Raw genomic sequence first — 16,721 nt, 5'->3', positions numbered from 1 at the left:
CGGGCGACCTCTGCACGGCGCACGCCGAGCGTGCGTCACCACTCCCGCGAGACGGGCGCGGCGACCGCCCCGCCGGTCCGGACCGGCTCCGGGCTAGACGGCGCGGCGCTTCAGCTTGCGACGCTCCCGCTCCGAGAGACCGCCCCAGATACCGAAGCGTTCGTCGTTCTCCAGCGCGTAGTCGAGGCACTCCGCCCGGACCTCGCAGCCGGAGCAGACCTTCTTCGCCTCGCGGGTGGACCCGCCCTTCTCCGGGAAGAAGGCCTCCGGGTCGGTCTGCGCGCACAGCGCGCGCTCCTGCCAGCCGAGCAGCGACTCGTCCGGCTCCGTCAGCTCGAACAGCTCGCCGAACAGCGGGAGCACCGGGGCCACCGGCGCCGGCTCGTTCTCGGCGTCAGTCGGGAACTCCACGTCCGATTCCAGAATGTTCCACATGACGTGCCCCTCCATGCCGTGTTCCGTGCTCCGGGGCCTCGCCGGACCTGCAGCTTCCAGGCCCCGTTGCGTATGCGCTACGAAAACTGCATACATGGAATTACACGCGTGTCGCCTGGAGTCGTCAAGCGGAATTGTGCTAACGCCCCTGGATTCCACCGGTAATTCACGAGTCCTTCCGCAGGTCGTGGCGTACGTCTCACCACCGGCCCGGTTTTTCACCCGCCGGTGCGCCGGCACGCCGGGCCGGCTCGTAGGGTGACGGCATGCAGATCGCGTCCCGTACCGGGGGCCCCGTGCCCGACGTCGCCTCGCTCCTCGCCCGCCTCGCCGCCGACGGCGGCCGTCCGCGCCTCACCTGGTACGGCGACGACGGCGAACGCGTCGAGCTGTCCGGCGCCGTCCTCGCCAACTGGGCGAGCAAGACCGTCAACCTCCTCGTCGAGGAGTTCGACGCCGCCCCCGGCACCCGCGTCGTCGTGGACCTGCCGGCGCACTGGCGCACCGCCGTGTGGGCGCTGGCCGCCTGGCGCACGGGGGCGACGGTGGAGCTGCCGGAGCCCGGCGCGGACGCCGCCCCGGACGTCGTCGTCACCGCCGAGCCCGGCCGCTGGGCCGACGGCGGGGCCGACCTCGTCGTCGTCTCCCTGCCCGCCCTGGCCCGCCGGTACGACGGCGACCTGCCCGCCGGGGCCGTCGACGCCGCCGCCGCCGTCATGACCTACGGCGACGTGATCGGGTGGGTGCCCGAGGTCGACCCGGGCCAGGACGCCCTGGTGAGCGCCGCGGGCGCGGTCGGCCACCGGGACCTCGTGCCCGCGCCGGGGGACGGGGCGCGCGTGCTCGTGGACGGCCGCGAGACCGTGGCCGACGTGCTGCGCGAGCTGCTCGGCATCTGGGCGGGCGGCGGCTCCGCCGTCCTCACGTCCGCGGCCACCGCGGCCGAGCTGGAACAGGACGAACCACGCCGAACCCGCCTTCTGAGCAGCGAACAGGCACAGTGGCGCCGCGGTTAGGAGGCTTCTCCACGAACCCTCTACGGTCCGCCCCCCGGCGGTGCGCCGGCGTGCAACACCCAGCCTCTAGGATCGGTGGCCGTGACATTTCCTGACTTCAGCGCCCCGGGTGCGACGAATCCCACCAAGGGGCCGTCCCATGCCCGGACGCTGGGCTCGTCGGGCGGTGTGGCCCGCACGGTCGGGATGGTGCTGGTGGGCGTGCTCTCGCTCGGCGTCGCGGGCGCCGCGACGGCCGTCACCCAGCTCACCGGGAACATCGACACCGCGCAGATGGCGGTGCTCGGGCCGGACCGCCCGAAGCAGGTGCTCCCCAAGGACCCGAACGCGGGCACGCCGCTCAACATCGTGGTCATGGGCAGCGACTCGCGCGACGGCGACAACGGCGACCTCGCGGGCGGCGGCGAGATGGGCGCCCGCTCGGACACGACGCTCGTCATGCACATATCGGGCGACCGGTCGCGCGTCGAGATGATCTCGGTGCCGCGCGACTCGACCGTGGACGTGCCCAGCTGCACCACGGGGGACGGCACCACGACCGCCCCGCTGTACGGCACCAAGTTCAACGCCGCCTTCTCCCAGGGCGTGCAGGCCGGCGGGAAGGTGTCCGACGGCGCCCTGTGCACGGTCAAGGCGATCGAACAGCTCACCGGCGTGTTCATCAACGGCTTCATCGTGGTCGACTTCGCCGGGTTCTCGTCGATGGTCGACGCCGTGGGTGGCGTCGAGGTCTGCGTCGAGCAGGAGATCTACTCCGAGAAGGCCAACCACCTGGCGCTCTCGCCCGGGATCCATACCCTCAAGGGTGTGAAGGCGCTCGACTACGCCCGCGCCCGGACCGGGGACGGCCTCGGCGACGGGTCCGACCTCGGCCGCATCGGCAGGCAGCAGGAGGTCATGGCCTCCCTCGCCCGCAAGGTGCTCAGCCAGGAGGTGCTGACCAACCCCTCCAAGACCCTCGGGTTCCTCGGCGCGGTGACGGACTCGCTCACCATGAACCAGGAGCTGGCCAGCATCGACGGACTCGCCGGGCTGGCCTACTCGATGCGGAACGTGCGGCCTGACACGATCACGTTCATGACCGTCCCCAACGAGTACGACCCGAACAACCGGGCGAACGTCGTGTGGACGGACGAGGCCACCACGCTGTGGGACGACGTCAAGAACGACCGGCCGGTCGTCGACGCCCCGGAGGGCACGACGCCCTCGTCGTCCCCCTCCGGCTCCGCCGGCGACGGCGACACGAAGAACGACGACACGAAGAACGACGGCACGACGGACGCCGAGACGACCACGCCCGACCCGTCGCCGTCCTCGACGGTGATCAAGCAGGCGGGCGAAGAGGCGTTCACGAGCGCCGACACCACCAAGGTCTGTGGCTGACCATGTCAGATCCCAGGACGTCGAACCGCTCGGCCCGCGAGGCCGACGACGACGTGACGCGCGTCCGGATACCGCCCAGCTTCACGCCGCAGGGCGTCAGCGGGCGGCCGGGCGCGGACGACGCCATCCCGGTGGGTGACACGGGCGAGCGTCCGCGGACCCTCCCGGGCGCGGCGCCGAGCAGGAGCGGGCCGGCCAACGCGGAGACGCCCGGTGTCGGGGTCCCCGGCGTCGGTGGCGCGCACCGCATCGGCCGCCCGGAGGCCTCCGACGGGGGCCGCAGCGAACCACGTATCCGTAGACAGTCCTCCCGGGAGGTACCGGTGTCCGGCCAGCGCAACACTCCCCCGCCCGTCCCGCCACGGCGGTCGGGGATGCCCGCGCGCAACGAGGCCGGGGCGCCGCCGCGGTCCATCCCCCCGCGGTCGATGCCGCCCGGGGGCGGGCAGCCGCCGCAGTCGATCCCGCCGGGCCGGCCGGTCCGGGCGAGCGCGGGGCCGGTGCGGCCCACCCCGGTGCGCACCGCGCCGCGTCCCCCCGCCGGCGGCGGTGGCCGGGGCGGCGGCTCGCTGCCCCCGACCGCGCGCGGCGGCCACGGTGGTGGCGGCAACATCCGCATCCGCAAGGGCCGCGTGGCCGGCGTCATCGCGGTGCTCGTGCTGGTGGCGGTGCTCGCCTGGCCCATCGGCCTGCTGATCTGGGCCAACGGCAAGATCCAGCACGTCGAGGCGCTGTCCGGCGCCTCGAACACCCCGGGCACCACCTACCTGCTCGCGGGCTCCGACGCGCGCGGCAGCGGCGGCATCAACGACTCCACGTCCGGTGCCCGCACCGACTCGATCATGCTGCTGCACAAGCCGCGGTCGGGTCCGGTGGCGCTCATCTCGATCCCCCGCGACACCTACGCGGAGATCCCCGGCGCGGGCGGCAACAAGATCAACGCGGCGTACTCCATCGGCGGAGCGCCGCTGCTGGTCCAGACCGTGGAGCAGCTCAGCGGCCTGACCGTGGACCACTACGTCGAGGTCGGCTTCGGCGGCGTCTCCGGCGTCGTGGACGCCGTCGGCGGGGTGCGGCTGTGCCTGGACTACGACGTGCACGACCCGAAGTCGAAGCTCGACTGGAAGGCCGGCTGCCACGAGGTGGACGGCAAGACCGCGCTCGCGTTCTCGCGCATGCGGTACGCCGACAAGCAGAAGGGCGACATCGGCCGCACCGAGCGCCAGCAGCAGGTCATCGGGCAGATCGGCAAGAAGGTCGCGGACCCCGCGATCCTGCTCAACCCGGCCTCGCAGGTCGGCCTGGCCGACGCCGGCCTGGCCGCCGTGGTGACCGACACCGACTCGGGGATCATCGACATCGCGCGCCTCGCGCTGGCGTTCCGCTCGGCGAACGGCGACGACGGGGTGACCGGCACGCCGCCGATCGCCACGATCAACTACCGGACGCCGTCGGGCGCCTCGGCCGTCCAGCTCGACCCGAACACGGTGGGCGAGTTCTGGGCCAAGATCCGCGACGGCGAGTACCAGCCGGGCGAGAAGGTCGGCGGCATCCCCGGCCTGTGAGCCCGGTCTCGGACGAGAACGACCTGAGGTACCGGATCCGACGCGGATCGGTACCTCAGGTCGTTCTCGTCCGAGACCGTCCGGCTGGCGCAGCCCCCGGGGGTCAGAGCTGGGCGCGGAGGGCCTCGCCCTTGGCGTGGGCCGCCTTGCCCAGATCCTCCTGGAAGGCCTCCATGCGCTGCCGCAGGGCCGCCGCCCCGTCGCCCGTGCCCGAGGCCAGGATCCGCGCCGCGAGCAGCCCCGCGTTGCGCGCCCCGCCGATCGACACCGTCGCGACCGGCACGCCCGCGGGCATCTGCACGATGGACAGCAGCGAGTCCATGCCGTCGAGGTATTTCAGGGGCACCGGCACGCCGACGACCGGGAGCGGCGTCACCGACGCCAGCATGCCCGGCAGGTGCGCCGCGCCGCCCGCTCCGGCGATGATCACCCGGATCCCCCGGCCCGCCGCCTGGCGCCCGTAGTCGATCATCTCGGTGGGCATGCGGTGCGCGGAGACGACGTCGACCTCGACGGGCACGCCGAACTCCGCCAGCGCCTCGGCCGCGCCCTTCATGACGGGCCAGTCGGAGTCGGACCCCATGACGATGCCGACCTGCGGCGTGGTGCTCATACGTTCGCCCTCTCCTCGATGGTGGTGTCCACGATCACGGGCTCCTCGCCCCGCAGCAGCGCCGCGGCGGCGACGGCCCGGCTGCGCACCTCGTCGAGGTCCGTGCCGCTCACGTTCACGTGGCCCAGCTTGCGGCCGGGGCGCACGCCCTTGCCGTACAGGTTGACGCGCGCCTCGGGGTAGGCGGCGAGCACGCCGGGCAGCGCGTCGGTGAGCTCGTCGAGCTCGGAGCCGAGCACGTTCGCCATGACGGTCCAGGGCGCCGTCGGCTCGGTGGAGCCCAGCGGCAGGTCGAGGACGGCGCGCAGGTGCTGCTCGAACTGGCTGGTCACGGCGCCGTCGATGGTCCAGTGGCCGCTGTTGTGCGGGCGCATGGCGAGCTCGTTGACCAGCACCGTGGGCGTCCCGTCCAGGCCCGGCACCTCGAACATCTCGACGGCCAGCACGCCGGTGACGTCGAGGCCCTCGGCCACGGCCGTCGCGATCTCGCGGGCGCGCACGTCGAGCTCGGCGGACAGCCCGGGCGCCGGGGCGATCACCTCGGAGCAGACGCCGTCGCGCTGGATCGACTCGACCACGGGCCACGCCCGCACCTCGCCCGACGGCCGCCGCGCCACCAGCGCGGCCAGCTCCCGCGTGAAGGGCACCTTCTCCTCGACCAGGAGCTGCGGCCCGCCGGCGTCGACGGCCGCGAACCAGTCGGCGACGTCGTCGGGCGACGAGACCACGCGCACGCCCTTGCCGTCGTAGCCGCCGCGCGAGGTCTTGACCACGGTGCTGCCGCCCACCTCGGCGAGGAAGGCCGCCAGGGCCTCCCGCCCCGCCTGCGGGGACGACGACGGCAGCGGCGCCCACCGCGGGCACGGCACCCCGAGCTCGGTGAGCCGCTGCCGCATGACGATCTTGTCCTGGGCCTGGACGAGCGCGTGCGGGCCGGGGCGTACCGGCGTGCCGTGCTCGATGAGGTCGGTGAGCAGGGCGTTCGGCACGTGCTCGTGCTCGAACGTCAGCACGGACGCCGCCGGCCCGGAGTCGGGCGCGATGAGGGACCGGATCGCCGCCTCGTCGGCGGCGGCCCCCACGGGCGCGTCGGTCACCACCTGGGCGGCCGACGACGCCGGGTCCTCGACCAGCACCCGCAGCCGGATGCCGAGCTCCCCGGCGGCCGGGGCCATCATGCGGGCGAGCTGCCCGCCTCCCACGACGGCCACGACGGGCGGCCCGGACTCACGGATCTGTGGTGCACTCACGTCGGTGAAGCCTACCGGCGCCCGCGGCCCTTCTTCTGGCCGAGGGTCGAGATCTTGGACCCGACCGGCAGCACCTGGTGCGGGTCGAGCGTCTTGGGCACGCCCGAGAGGAACACCGAGAACACCGGCGGCGTGCGCTGCGTGAGCTGCAGGTTCCCGCCGTCGGCCGCGACGAGGTCGCGGGCCAGGGCGAGCCCGAGGCCCGTCCCCGCGCCGGACGTGACGCCGCGCTCGAAGATCTTGCCCGCCATGTCCTCCGGCACGCCGTCGCCCTCGTCCGTGACCTCGATGGCCATGGCGCCGCGCTGCCCCTCGCGGATGCGCAGCGTCGTGGTGCCGTCCCCGTGCTTGAGCGAGTTCTCGAGCAGCGTGGACAGCACCTGGGCCAGCGCACCCGGCGTGGCCAGCACGCGGGCGCCCTCCGAGTCCTCGACGTTCAGGTGCCGGCCGGCGCGCTCGAACGACTCGCGCCACTCCTCCTCCTGCTGGAGGAACAGCACCGCGACGTCGACGGACTCCGTGGTGCCGCCCTGCGCGCGGCGGGAGCGGGCGAGCAGGTCGTCGACCACCCCGACCAGCCGTTCCACCTGCTCCAGGGAGATCCGGGCCTCCTCCTGCACCTCGGGCTCGCTGGAGGTGAGCGTGATCTCCTCCAGGCGCATCGTCAGCGCGGTGAGCGGGGTGCGGAGCTGGTGCGAGGCGTCCGACGTGAACTGCCGCTCCACGGCGAGCCGGGCCGCGAGGCGGTCGGAGCTGCGGGCCAGCTCGGCCGCGACGAGGTCGATCTCCTCCACGCCGGACGGGTCGAGCCGCGGGCGCACCTGTCCCGCGCCGAGCTGTTCGGCCGAGGCGGCGAGGTACACGAACGGCTGGGCGAGGCGGTTGGCCTGCCAGGCGGCGGTGACGGCCCCGGCGGCGAACGCCCCGACGCTGCCGAACACGACGAGCACCACGACGTTGATCGCCTTGATGTACGCCGGCCAGGCCGAGACGGAGATGACCACGCCCATGACGGGCTGCTCCTCGGAGGCGAGCCCCCGGTCGATGGTGGCACCGACCACGGGCTCGCCCGAGACGAGCTGCTCGCCGTTCGGCTGGTTGACCGTCACGTACGCGACGATGTCGTTGCCCTGCGGCTGGACCGCCCGGTCCAGCACGGACTGGTCGACGAAGCCGGCCTCGGCGGCCGAGCGGTTGCGCTCGTAGGAGTTGACGGCGGAGGTCAGCAGGTCCTGGGCACGGGTCTCGACCCGCTGGACCTCCTGGTCGTAGATGTACCGGGCGCCGAAGATCGCGAGCGGGATGCCCAGGAGCAGGACGGCGACCGCCACCGCGGCGATCGTCGCCTGCAGTACGCGGGCGCGCATCTGGCTAGCTCGCCCCGATCTCGAAGCGGAACCCGAGACCGCGCACCGTGGAGACGTAGCGCGGGGCGTTCGCGTCGTCGCCGAGCTTGCGGCGCAGCCACGACACGTGCATGTCGAGAGTCTTGGTGGAGCCGACCGGGTCCGAGCCCCAGACGTCGCGCATCAGGGTGTCGCGGACCACGACGGAGCCGGCGTTCTGCACGAGCACGCGCAGGAGGTCGAACTCCTTGGTGGTCAGGTGCAGCTCGCGGTCGCCCTGGAAGGCGCGGTGCGCGGAGACGTCGACGCGGACGTCCTGCGCGTGCAGCTCCTCCTCCTCGCCGGTCTCCCCGTGCGAGCGGCGCAGCAGCGCCCGCACGCGCGCGAGCAGCTCGGCGAGACGGAAGGGCTTGGTGACGTAGTCGTCGGCGCCGGCGTCGAGGCCGACGACGAGGTCGACCTCGTCGGCGCGGGCGGTCAGCACCAGCACGGGCACGGTGAGGCCGTTGGCCCTGATCTCGCGCGCGACATCGAGGCCGTCCATGTCGGGAAGGCCCAGGTCCAGAACGACGATGTCCGCACCGGTCGAGCTCTCGATCGCACCTTTGCCGGTTCCTTGCACGACGACGTCGTAACCCTCACGGGAGAGCGCTCGTGCCAACGGCTCGGCAATGGCCGGGTCGTCCTCGGCTAGGAGTACGTGAGTCATTTCGCCATCGTAGGGCATAACCGACGCTCCGGCGCCACCCGGGCACGATGAAGATGGCCGCCGCGCGGGCCGCTCACCGAATCCTTTCGGCTGAGGGGGCCACGGCGCAAGTGCTACCACGGTATGACGCGCCCGCGCAACGGTTCCACCTACGCTGACCTGCATGGGGTGGTACGAGCGGTGGGCGCAGTGGTCGGAACGGCACAGGTTCCTCATGGACCTCGGCTGGACGGTGCTCGCGGCGCTCGTGCTGATCCCCGGGATGCTGACGATGTCCAGCACCAGCTTCTCCCCCGGGTACGACCTCAGGGCCGGCGTGATCGCCTCGCTCCTCGTGCTCGCCCCGCTGCCCTGGTGCCGCACCCGGCCCTTCGCGTCCGCCGTCGCCGTGTTCGTCGCGAGCATGGTGCAGCTGTGGGTGCTCGACGTCGACCTGGTCGCCGCCGACCTGCTCGTGCTGGTCTCGATCTACTGCATCACGGTCTACGGCACGCGCCGCGCCTACCTGACCTGCGCGGCTCTCGGTGTCGTCGGCGCCGTGGCGTTCGGCCTGGCCGTCAACCTGTCGGTGCACAGCGTGGTCGTCGTGATCCCGACGCTCGCCCTGCTCGCGGCGTCCTTCGCGTTCGGCCTGGTGCGCCGCTCGCGCCGCGCCATGCTCCTGGCGATGCGCGACCGCACCCTGCGGCTGGAGATCGAGCGCGACCAGCAGGCGCAGATCGCCACGGCCGCCGAGCGCTCGCGCATCGCGCGCGAGATGCACGACATCGTGGCCCACTCGCTGTCCGTGATCATCGCGCAGGCCGACGGCGGCCGGTACGCCGCCACCGCCGACCCCGCCGCCGCGCAGCGCTCGCTGGGCACCATCGCCGAGACCGGCCGCGCCGCCCTGGCCGACATGCGCCGCCTGCTCGGGGTGCTGCGGGACGACCAGCCCGCCCCCACCACACCGCTGGGCCTGGTCGCCCCGGACGACGTCCCGCGCGCCCCGGCCGGTACGCGGCCGCGCGGCGCGGGGTCGGGCGCGGCGGGGTCGGGCGCCGCGCACGTCGGCGTCGTCGCCGCCGGAACCCCGCCGGACGCCGCCGACCACGGCGCGCCACCGGGCGGCGGGACCACGCCCGCGTCGGGAGCGGCCCCGCTGCGTCCCCAGCCCGACGCCGCCGACATCGGGCAGCTCGTCGAGCAGGCGCGCGACAGCGGCATGCGGGTCTCCTGGGCGCGCGTCGGGGTCGAGCGGCGGCTGCCGCCCGGCGTCGGGCTCACGCTCTACCGCGTGTGCCAGGAGGCGCTCACCAACGTGCGCAAGCACGCCGGCCCCCGCCCGGCGGTCACCGTCCTGGTGCGCTGGGGCGAGGAGGAGGTGGAGCTGCGCGTCGAGGACGACGGCCGCGGCCTGGCGGCCGACGGCTCCCCGAGCCCCGACGAGCCCGCCCCCGCCCCGGGCTACGGTCTGCTCGGGATGCGCGAGCGCGCCGAGATGTTCGGTGGCACGCTCACCGCGGGACCCCGCCGCGGCGGCGGGTTCTCGGTCCGGTTCGTGGTGCCGATCCCGCGGGCGGCCGCCCGGGTCCCCGCCGTCACCGAGCCGGTCGCGGTCGATGCCGAACAGGCCGCGGTCGACGCCGGGCAGCCCGCGGCCGATGCCGATGCTGATGCCGCTGCGGCCCAGCCCGCTGCGGTGGAGGCCGAGCCTCCGGCCGACGCGCCCCGGCCGGAGGAGGACGGGCCGGCACCAGCCGCGGCGGACCGATCCGGCGCGCCGGGTCCCGCGAGCGCCGAGCGGACCGAGCACACAGAGCTCACAGAGCACACAGAGCACGACGAAGAACACCCCGACCGGACCGACCTGCACGACACCCGAGGAGCACGATGACCCAGGCCCCCGGCCTCCCCGACGGACCCGTGCGCGTCGCGCTCGTCGACGACCAGCCCCTGGTCCGCGCGGGCCTGCGCATGGTGATCGACTCGCAGCCCGACCTCCAGGTGGTGGTCGAGGCCGACGACGGCCGCGAGGCGCTGCGGCTGCTCGGAGCGACGGCGTCCGACGTCGTGCTCATGGACGTGCGCATGCCCGGCATGGACGGGCTGTCCGCGACGCGGGCGCTCCTGGCCGACGGCGGGCGCGCCGCGGCGGGCGACCCCCGCGTCGTGGTGCTGACGACGTTCGACCTCGACGAGTACGTGCTGGACGCGATCCGCGCCGGCGCCAGCGGCTTCCTGCTCAAGGACGCCCAGCCGGAGGAGCTCCTCACCGCCATCCGCACGGTGCACCAGGGTGACGCGGTGATCGCGCCGTCGTCCACGCGGCGGCTCATGGAACGGCTGGTGACCGCGCTGCCCCCGGAGGAGGCCGCCGGGCCGAAGGAGGCGCTGGCGGGGCTCACGAGCCGCGAGCGCGAGGTGCTGGTGCTCATGGCCCGGGGACGGTCGAACACGGAGATCGCCGCGGACCTGTACGTGGCGGAGGCGACGGTCAAGACCCACGTGGGCCGCATCCTGGCCAAGCTCGACGCCCGCGACCGCGTGCAGGCGGTCGTGACGGCCTACGAGACGGGCCTGGTGCGCCCCGGCTCCTGAGCCGGACCGCGGCTCACCGGGCGGCCAGGGCCGTGACCGGGTGGGTGCGGGTGGCGGCCCGGGCCGGCGCCACGGAGGCGACCAGGCCCGCGAGCAGGGCCACGACGGCGACCACGCCGACCTCGGCCCACGGGACCACCAGCGGCACCTCGCCGAGCGCCGACAGCGCCGTCGTCGCGCCCGCCCAGCCGTAGACCAGGCCGAGCACGATGCCGAGCACAGCGCCCACGCCCGCGATGACCATGCCCTCGATGGCGAGCGTGGCCCGCAGCTGGCCCTTGGACAGGCCGATGGCGCGCAGCACCGCGTTCTCCCGGGTGCGTTCCACGACCGACAGCGACAGCGTGTTGGCCACGCCGATCAGCGCGATCACGACGGCCACCGCGAGCAGGCCGACCACGATCGCCAGGATCACGTCGATCATCTGCTGGTAGGAGGCCCGCTCCACGACGATCCCGGCCACGGACACCGCCTCGCTGGTGCCCGACACCGCACGCTGCGCCGCCGCCACGACCGCGGCGGGGTCGCGGGCGTCGTCCACGGCAGCCCAGAGCTCGTTGGGCGCCAGACCCGGGGCCAGGGCCGCGAGGTCCCGCGGCAGCAGGTACGTCCGCGACGACAGCGTGTCGGTGTGCACGACGTCGAGCGTGACCGTGCCACCCGGCCCCGTCAGGGTGACCCGGTCGGCGCCCGCCAGACCGTACGACGTCGCGGCCCGCTCGGGCACCACGAGCGCGCCGGGCCGCATGCGGGCGGCGTCGGCCGGGGTGTTCAGCACGGTCCGGAGGGCCTCCGGTGCGACGGCGGCGACCGGCACCCGGCGTCCGCCCCCGGCCTGCCGCAGCGACACCGCGGTGACCTCCACCGCCGGACCCAGCCCGTCGACGTCCGCGAGCGCCCCGGCGACCGGTGCGGGCACGGCCGCCAGGGCGCCGCCCGCCGTGGGCGCGACGCTCGAGACCTGCAGGTCGACGGGGAACCGGGAGTCGAGCTGGTGGTCCATGGTGAGACGGGCGCTCGCGGCGCCCGTGGTCATCATGGAGACGAGGGTGACGCCGATGAGCAGCGCGGTGGAGGTCGCGGCGGTGCGGCGCGGGTTGCGCAGCGCGTTGGCTGAGGCCAGCCGGGCCGCGGGGCCCGCGACGTCCACGAGGTGGCCGAGCGTCGCCGCGACCCGCGGCAGCCAGAAGACGGACCCGACGATGACGCCGACCAGGGACACGGAACCGCCGAACACCGCGGCGAACAGTCCCACGTCGATACGGCCGGACATGCCGAGGGCGACCCCGGTGGCCAGCAGCGCGAGCCCGCCTGCGCCGGCGATCCAGGCGAACACCGAGCGGGCGCGGCCCGCGCCCCGCAGGTCGGGCGCGACGGCCGGGCTCAGCGCGGCGACCGGCGCCACGCGCGCGGCGGCCCGGGCCGGTGCCAGTGCGGCCAGGAGCGTGACGAGCACGCCCACGCCGAGCGGGATCAGCAGGACGGGCACGCTCAGGGACACGGTCGGCGGCAGCGCGACGCCGAGGTCGAACAGGGGCGCGAGCAGCAGGCCACCCTGCACGAGGGCGGCCCCCGCGAGGACGCCCGCGGCGGAGGCGACGACGCCGACGGCGGCCGCCTCCAGCAGCACGGTGCGGTAGACCTGGCCGGTACCCGCCCCGATGCAGCGCAGCAGGGCCAGGGTGCGCGACCGCTGGGCCACGAGCACCTGGAAGGTGTTCGCGATGACCAGGCCCGCGACCACGAGGGACACCCCGGCCAGGGCCAGGACGAAGACGAGGAAGATGATGTTCTGGCCGTCCGCCAGCCCGGCGACGACGTCCTCGGCGTACGCCTCGGGGGTGGTGATCCCGGTCGCCCGCGGCACGGCCGCGGCGAGCGCGTCCCGTGCGGCGGCCACGGCCGCGGCGTCGGAGCGGTCCAGGGCGACGACCACGGTGCGCAGGCCGGGCAGGGGGCCCGCGGCTTCCGCCGCGAGCCGCTGCTCCAGGGCGGCGGGGGTGACGACGGCGACGCCCCCGCTGGCGGCGTACGCGTGCAGGGGGTCGTCCACGAGGCCGGACACGGTCAGCCGCTCGGTGCCCGCGCGGCCCCCGTCGCGGTCGACGCCGTTCTCGTCCATGACGGGCTTGGCCCCCGGCAGCCACCGCGTCGAGGAGATCGTGTCGCCGACGTCCACCCCGAGCAGCCGCGCGGCGTCCACGGGCAGCGCGATCTGGCCGGCCCGGTCCGGCCACGTCCCGGAGGCGAGGTCGAGCGGCGAGAGCCGCGGGTCGGACGGCGCCCCGAGCAGCGCCTGGTAGACGGTGCGGCCGTCGCGGTTGAGCTCCGCGTAGGTGCCCCGCAGGCCGTCCGCGGCCGAGACGCCGTCGACGGCCCGGATCGTCGCCACGTCCTGGGACGTCAGCGTGCCCGTGCGGTCGAACACCACGAGGTCGCCGTCCGCGTACTGCGCGGCCACCTGGTCGTACGTGGTGCGGGTGACGATGCCGCCCGCCAGGAGCGTCGCGGCGACGAAGGCGGTACCGATGACGACGGCGGTGGCCGCGGCGGCGAGGCGGCCGGCGCTGCGCCGCATCTGGCCGAGGGTGAGCCGGACGGTCGGGTCGATGGTGGCCACGTGCTCTCCTCGCGACGGTGCGGGCTTGTTCCGGGGTGGGACAGGGCTACGGCGGGACACCAGGGGCCGGTGTCGCCGTCGCAGCCCTGCCTCGGCGGCGGAGGGGCTCTACTCCGCCGCGAGCGCCGCCACGGGGCGGGTCCGGACCGCTGCGCGGGCCGGGACCACCGAGGCGACGAGTCCGGCCACCAGGGCGATGCCGAGCATCACCGCGACCTCGACCCACGGGACCACGAAGGGCACGGTGCCCACGCCGCCGAGGGCCGCGGTGGCGCCCGCCCAGCCGTACACGAGGCCCAGCACGATGCCGAGCACCGCGCCGACGCCGGCGATGAGCATCCCCTCGACGGCGAGCGTGCCGCGCAGCTGCCCCGTGGTGAGGCCGATCGCGCGGAGCATGGCGTTCTCGCGGGTGCGTTCGATGACCGACAGCGACAGCGTGTTGGCCACGCCGATGAGCGCGATGACGACGGCGACGGCGAGCAGCCCGACGACGATCCCGAGGATGACGTCGATGACCTGCTGGTAGCCCTGCCGCTCGACGACGGCGCCGCTGACCTCCACGGCCTCCTCCGTCGTGGAGACGGCGTCCTGCACGTCGGTGACGGTGCCTGCGGGGTCCGCGCCGTCGGCGACCGCGCCCCAGAGGGCGTTCGGTCCGGTCTGCGCCGTGAACGCGACCAGGTCGGACGGCGTCAGGTACGCGTCGGTGGTGCGCAGGTCCGTGCCGACCACGTCGAGCGTCACCTCGCCGGCCGGTCCGGTGAGGGTGAGGGTGTCGCGCCCCTCCAGCCCGTAGGTCTCCGCGACCTCCTTCGGCAGGAGGAGGGTGCCGGGCCCGAAGCCCTCGGCCCCCTCGGGCGTGTTGAGCACGGACGTCAGCGCCTCGGGGGTCACGGCGACCACGGGGAGCACCGCCTCGTCCTCGACCACGTCGGCGACGAGGGTGGTCACGTCGGCCACGGCCCGGAGGCCCTCGACGCCGCGCACGGCGTCGGACACGCTGCCGGGCATGACGGCGGCGTTCCCGTTCTCGTCCTGCGACGTGGTGCCGACCTGGAGGTCGACCGGGTACTGCGCGTCGAGCTCCTGGTCGAGGGTGACCCGGGCGCTGGCGGCGCCCGTCGTCATCATGGAGACGAGCGTGACACCGATCAGGAGTGCGGTGGCGGTCGCCGCCGTGCGGCGCGGGTTGCGCTGCGTGTTGGCGGCGGCCAGGCGGGCGGCGGGTCCCGCCGAGCCGACGAGGCGGCCGAACGCGCCGGCGACGCGCGGCAGCCAGAACACGGCACCCAGGATGACGCCGACGAGCGACAGGGAGCCGCCGAGCACGGCCGCCATGATGCCGATGTCGGCCTGGCCGGCCGTCCCGAGCACCATGCCGCCGACGAGGAGCGCGATGCCGCCGACGGTCATCAGACCCGCCAGGACGGCACGCACCTTGCCCGCGCCGCGCAGGGTCGGCGCGTCCGACGGGCGCAGTGCGGCGAGCGGGGCCACGCGGGACGCGGCCCGGGCCGGGGCGACGGCGGCGGCCAGGGTGACGAGGACGCCGACGGCAAGGGGCACGAAGACGACCGGCGCGCTGAGCGTGACGACGCCGGGCAGCGGCACCGCCAGGTCGAAGGCGGGTGCGACCATGAGGCCGGCCTGCACGAGCAGGGCGCCCAGCGCGACACCGCCCACGGAGGCGATCAGGCCGAGGATCGCGGCCTCGAGCAGCACGCTGCGGTAGAGCTGGCCGGTGTCCGCGCCGATGCAGCGCAGCAGGGCCAGCGTGCGCGACCGCTGGGCCACGAGCACCTGGAAGGTGTTCGCGATGACCAGGCCCGCGACCACGAGGGCCACGCCGGCGAAGGCCAGGACGAACACCAGGAAGACGATGTTCTGCCCCCCGGACAGGCTCGCCACGACGCCCTCGGCGTACTCCTGCGTGGTCTTGACGTCGTCGGCCGCGGGCACGGCGGCGGCGAGCGCCTCCCGCGCCTCCTCGACGGCCGCCGGGTCGCCCGGCTCGTCGAGCGCGACGACCATCGCCTCGGACGTCGGGGGGCTGTCGGGTCCGCTGTCGTCGGCGAGCCACTGCTCCATGGTGGCGGCGGAGACCACGCCCATGCCGCCGTTGAGGGCGTAGGCCTGGTAGGGGTCGGCCACCAGACCGGTGACGGTGAGCTTCTCGGTGATCTCCTGGTTGTCGTACCAGGTGCCGCCCTCGTCGTCGACGGTGGGCTCGTCGTCGACGATCCAGCGTGTGGCCGACACGGTGTCGCCCACGGCGATGCCGAGCCGTTCGGCGACGTCACCCGGCAGCGCGATGTCGGTGGCGCCCTCGGGCCACGCACCCTCGGCGAGCTCGAGCGGCGACAGGCGCGGGTCGGAGGCCTGCGGCACGATCGACTGGTAGACGACCTTGCCGCCGCGGGTGAGCTCGGTGTAGAAGCTCCGCTCCAGGTCGGCGGCCGCGACGCCGTCGACGGCGCGCGCGGCCTCGACGTCGGCGGACGTCAGGTTCCAGTCCGCGCCGGACACGACGAGGTCGGCGTCGGCGTAGCGGGCGGCCACCTGGTCGTAGGTCGTGGTCGTGACGATGTTGCCCACCAGCAGGGTCGCCGCCACGAAGGCGGTGCTGATGAGGATGGCGACGCCTGCGGCGGCGAGGCGTCCGGTGCTGCGGCGCATCTGCCCCAGCGTCAGCCGCGCGGTCGGGAAGCGGGACCCACCCGCGGTGGCGGGTGCGCTGCCGGTGGCCGGTGGTGTGAGGGTCGTGGCGGTCATCACGCACCCGTCCGGGTGCTGGTGCCGGTGGTGACGGCCGGTTCCAGGGTGCGCAGGGCGTCCAGGCCGGCCATGGCCGACTCCGGGGTCGGGTCGCTGATGTCCCCGGCGATCCGACCGTCGGCGATCAGCACCACCCGGTCCGCGTACGCGGCAGCCGAGGGGTCATGGGTCACCATGATGATCGTGCGCCCCAGCTCCCGCACCGAGCGGCGCAGGAAGGACAGCACCTCGGCCCCCGAGCGCGAGTCCAGGTTCCCGGTGGGCTCGTCGGCGAAGACCACCTCCGGCTGAGCGATCAACGCCCGCGCGATCGCCACCCGCTGCTGCTGCCCACCGGACAGCTCCCCGGGACGGTGGGTCAACCGGCCCGACAGGCCCAGCGTCTCCACCAGGGTGGCCAGCCAGGCCTGGTCCACCCGCCCGCCG

Annotated in this window: 13 protein-coding genes; 5 read left to right on the top strand and 8 right to left on the bottom strand. The window is 74.5% G+C overall.

What is annotated here, in order from left to right:
- Positions 1-93 precede the first annotated feature (93 nt).
- Positions 94-435 (bottom strand): WhiB family transcriptional regulator, encoded by a 342-nt coding sequence (locus tag APR03_RS17415; RefSeq protein WP_253837619.1) that lies wholly within the window; start codon positions 433-435, stop codon positions 94-96.
- 266 nt (positions 436-701) lie between these two features.
- Between APR03_RS17415 and APR03_RS17410 the strand changes: the two genes are divergently transcribed.
- The 3 genes from APR03_RS17410 to APR03_RS17400 all read left to right on the top strand — a co-directional run bounded on the left by APR03_RS17410 (position 702) and on the right by APR03_RS17400 (position 4,399).
- Positions 702-1,451: a TIGR03089 family protein gene (locus tag APR03_RS17410; RefSeq protein WP_253837617.1), complete on the top strand. Its 750-nt coding sequence runs from the start codon at positions 702-704 to the stop codon at positions 1,449-1,451.
- Between the two features lie 81 nt (positions 1,452-1,532).
- Positions 1,533-2,834 (top strand): LCP family protein, encoded by a 1,302-nt coding sequence (locus APR03_RS17405; protein ID WP_253837615.1) that lies wholly within the window; start codon positions 1,533-1,535, stop codon positions 2,832-2,834.
- Positions 2,835-2,836: 2 nt separating this feature from the next.
- Positions 2,837-4,399, top strand: coding sequence for an LCP family protein (locus APR03_RS17400; RefSeq protein ID WP_253837613.1), 1,563 nt, complete (start codon positions 2,837-2,839; stop codon positions 4,397-4,399).
- Positions 4,400-4,502: 103 nt separating this feature from the next.
- Here APR03_RS17400 and purE read toward each other — a convergent pair whose 3' ends face one another.
- From purE to APR03_RS17380, 4 genes are read right to left on the bottom strand one after another with little or no spacing between them, the layout of a single operon-like run.
- Entirely contained in the window at positions 4,503-5,012 is a 510-nt protein-coding gene (gene purE, locus APR03_RS17395) for a 5-(carboxyamino)imidazole ribonucleotide mutase (protein ID WP_253837611.1), read from the bottom strand.
- A complete protein-coding gene (locus APR03_RS17390) occupies positions 5,009-6,262 on the bottom strand; it encodes a 5-(carboxyamino)imidazole ribonucleotide synthase (RefSeq protein WP_253837609.1) in 1,254 nt (417 codons plus the stop codon). The genes purE and APR03_RS17390 overlap by 4 nt, the downstream gene beginning before the upstream one ends.
- Positions 6,263-6,273: 11 nt before the next feature.
- Complete coding sequence (locus APR03_RS17385) at positions 6,274-7,629, bottom strand: sensor histidine kinase (RefSeq protein ID WP_253837607.1); 1,356 nt, start codon at positions 7,627-7,629, stop codon at positions 6,274-6,276.
- Between the two features lie 4 nt (positions 7,630-7,633).
- The gene (locus APR03_RS17380; protein ID WP_026366105.1) at positions 7,634-8,317 is read right to left on the bottom strand and encodes a response regulator transcription factor; all 684 of its coding nucleotides are present in this window, start codon (positions 8,315-8,317) and stop codon (positions 7,634-7,636) included.
- 163 nt (positions 8,318-8,480) lie between these two features.
- Between APR03_RS17380 and APR03_RS17375 the strand changes: the two genes are divergently transcribed.
- Both APR03_RS17375 and APR03_RS17370 read left to right on the top strand, forming a co-directional pair.
- Positions 8,481-10,193, top strand: coding sequence for a sensor histidine kinase (locus tag APR03_RS17375; RefSeq protein WP_253837604.1), 1,713 nt, complete (start codon positions 8,481-8,483; stop codon positions 10,191-10,193).
- Complete coding sequence (locus APR03_RS17370; RefSeq protein ID WP_253837602.1) at positions 10,190-10,897, top strand: response regulator; 708 nt, start codon at positions 10,190-10,192, stop codon at positions 10,895-10,897. The genes APR03_RS17375 and APR03_RS17370 overlap by 4 nt, the downstream gene beginning before the upstream one ends.
- Before the next feature lie 13 nt (positions 10,898-10,910).
- On the opposite strand, the gene APR03_RS17365 is transcribed toward APR03_RS17370, so the two are convergent.
- From APR03_RS17365 to APR03_RS17355, 3 genes are all read right to left on the bottom strand, one after another.
- Positions 10,911-13,517, bottom strand: coding sequence for an FtsX-like permease family protein (locus APR03_RS17365; protein ID WP_253837601.1), 2,607 nt, complete (start codon positions 13,515-13,517; stop codon positions 10,911-10,913).
- Between the two features lie 108 nt (positions 13,518-13,625).
- Positions 13,626-16,292, bottom strand: a complete 2,667-nt coding sequence (locus APR03_RS17360; RefSeq protein ID WP_253837599.1) for an FtsX-like permease family protein — start codon at positions 16,290-16,292, stop codon at positions 13,626-13,628.
- A partial coding sequence (locus APR03_RS17355) for an ABC transporter ATP-binding protein (RefSeq protein ID WP_253837245.1) occupies positions 16,292-16,721 on the bottom strand: 430 nt, incomplete at its 5' end. The genes APR03_RS17355 and APR03_RS17360, both read right to left, overlap by 1 nt.

The sequence above is a fragment of the Promicromonospora thailandica genome (assembly GCF_024171955.1).
In the GTDB taxonomy this organism is placed as follows: Bacteria; Actinomycetota; Actinomycetes; order Actinomycetales; family Cellulomonadaceae; genus Promicromonospora; species Promicromonospora thailandica.
Note: the sequence above shows the minus strand (reverse complement) of the source record. Positions and strands in the feature narration are given on the sequence as shown.

Excerpts from the sequence above, each read along its gene's own strand:
- APR03_RS17415 (WP_253837619.1), bottom strand. The coding sequence starts at position 435 with ATGTGGAACATTCTGGAATCGGACGTGGAGTTCCCGACTGACGCCGAG.
- APR03_RS17410 (WP_253837617.1), top strand. The coding sequence starts at position 702 with ATGCAGATCGCGTCCCGTACCGGGGGCCCCGTGCCCGACGTCGCCTCG.
- APR03_RS17400 (WP_253837613.1), top strand. The coding sequence starts at position 2,837 with ATGTCAGATCCCAGGACGTCGAACCGCTCGGCCCGCGAGGCCGACGAC.
- purE (WP_253837611.1), bottom strand. The coding sequence starts at position 5,012 with ATGAGCACCACGCCGCAGGTCGGCATCGTCATGGGGTCCGACTCCGAC.
- APR03_RS17385 (WP_253837607.1), bottom strand. The coding sequence starts at position 7,629 with ATGCGCGCCCGCGTACTGCAGGCGACGATCGCCGCGGTGGCGGTCGCC.
- APR03_RS17380 (WP_026366105.1), bottom strand. The coding sequence starts at position 8,317 with ATGACTCACGTACTCCTAGCCGAGGACGACCCGGCCATTGCCGAGCCG.
- APR03_RS17375 (WP_253837604.1), top strand. The coding sequence starts at position 8,481 with ATGGGGTGGTACGAGCGGTGGGCGCAGTGGTCGGAACGGCACAGGTTC.
- APR03_RS17370 (WP_253837602.1), top strand. The coding sequence starts at position 10,190 with ATGACCCAGGCCCCCGGCCTCCCCGACGGACCCGTGCGCGTCGCGCTC.
- APR03_RS17360 (WP_253837599.1), bottom strand. The coding sequence starts at position 16,292 with ATGACCGCCACGACCCTCACACCACCGGCCACCGGCAGCGCACCCGCC.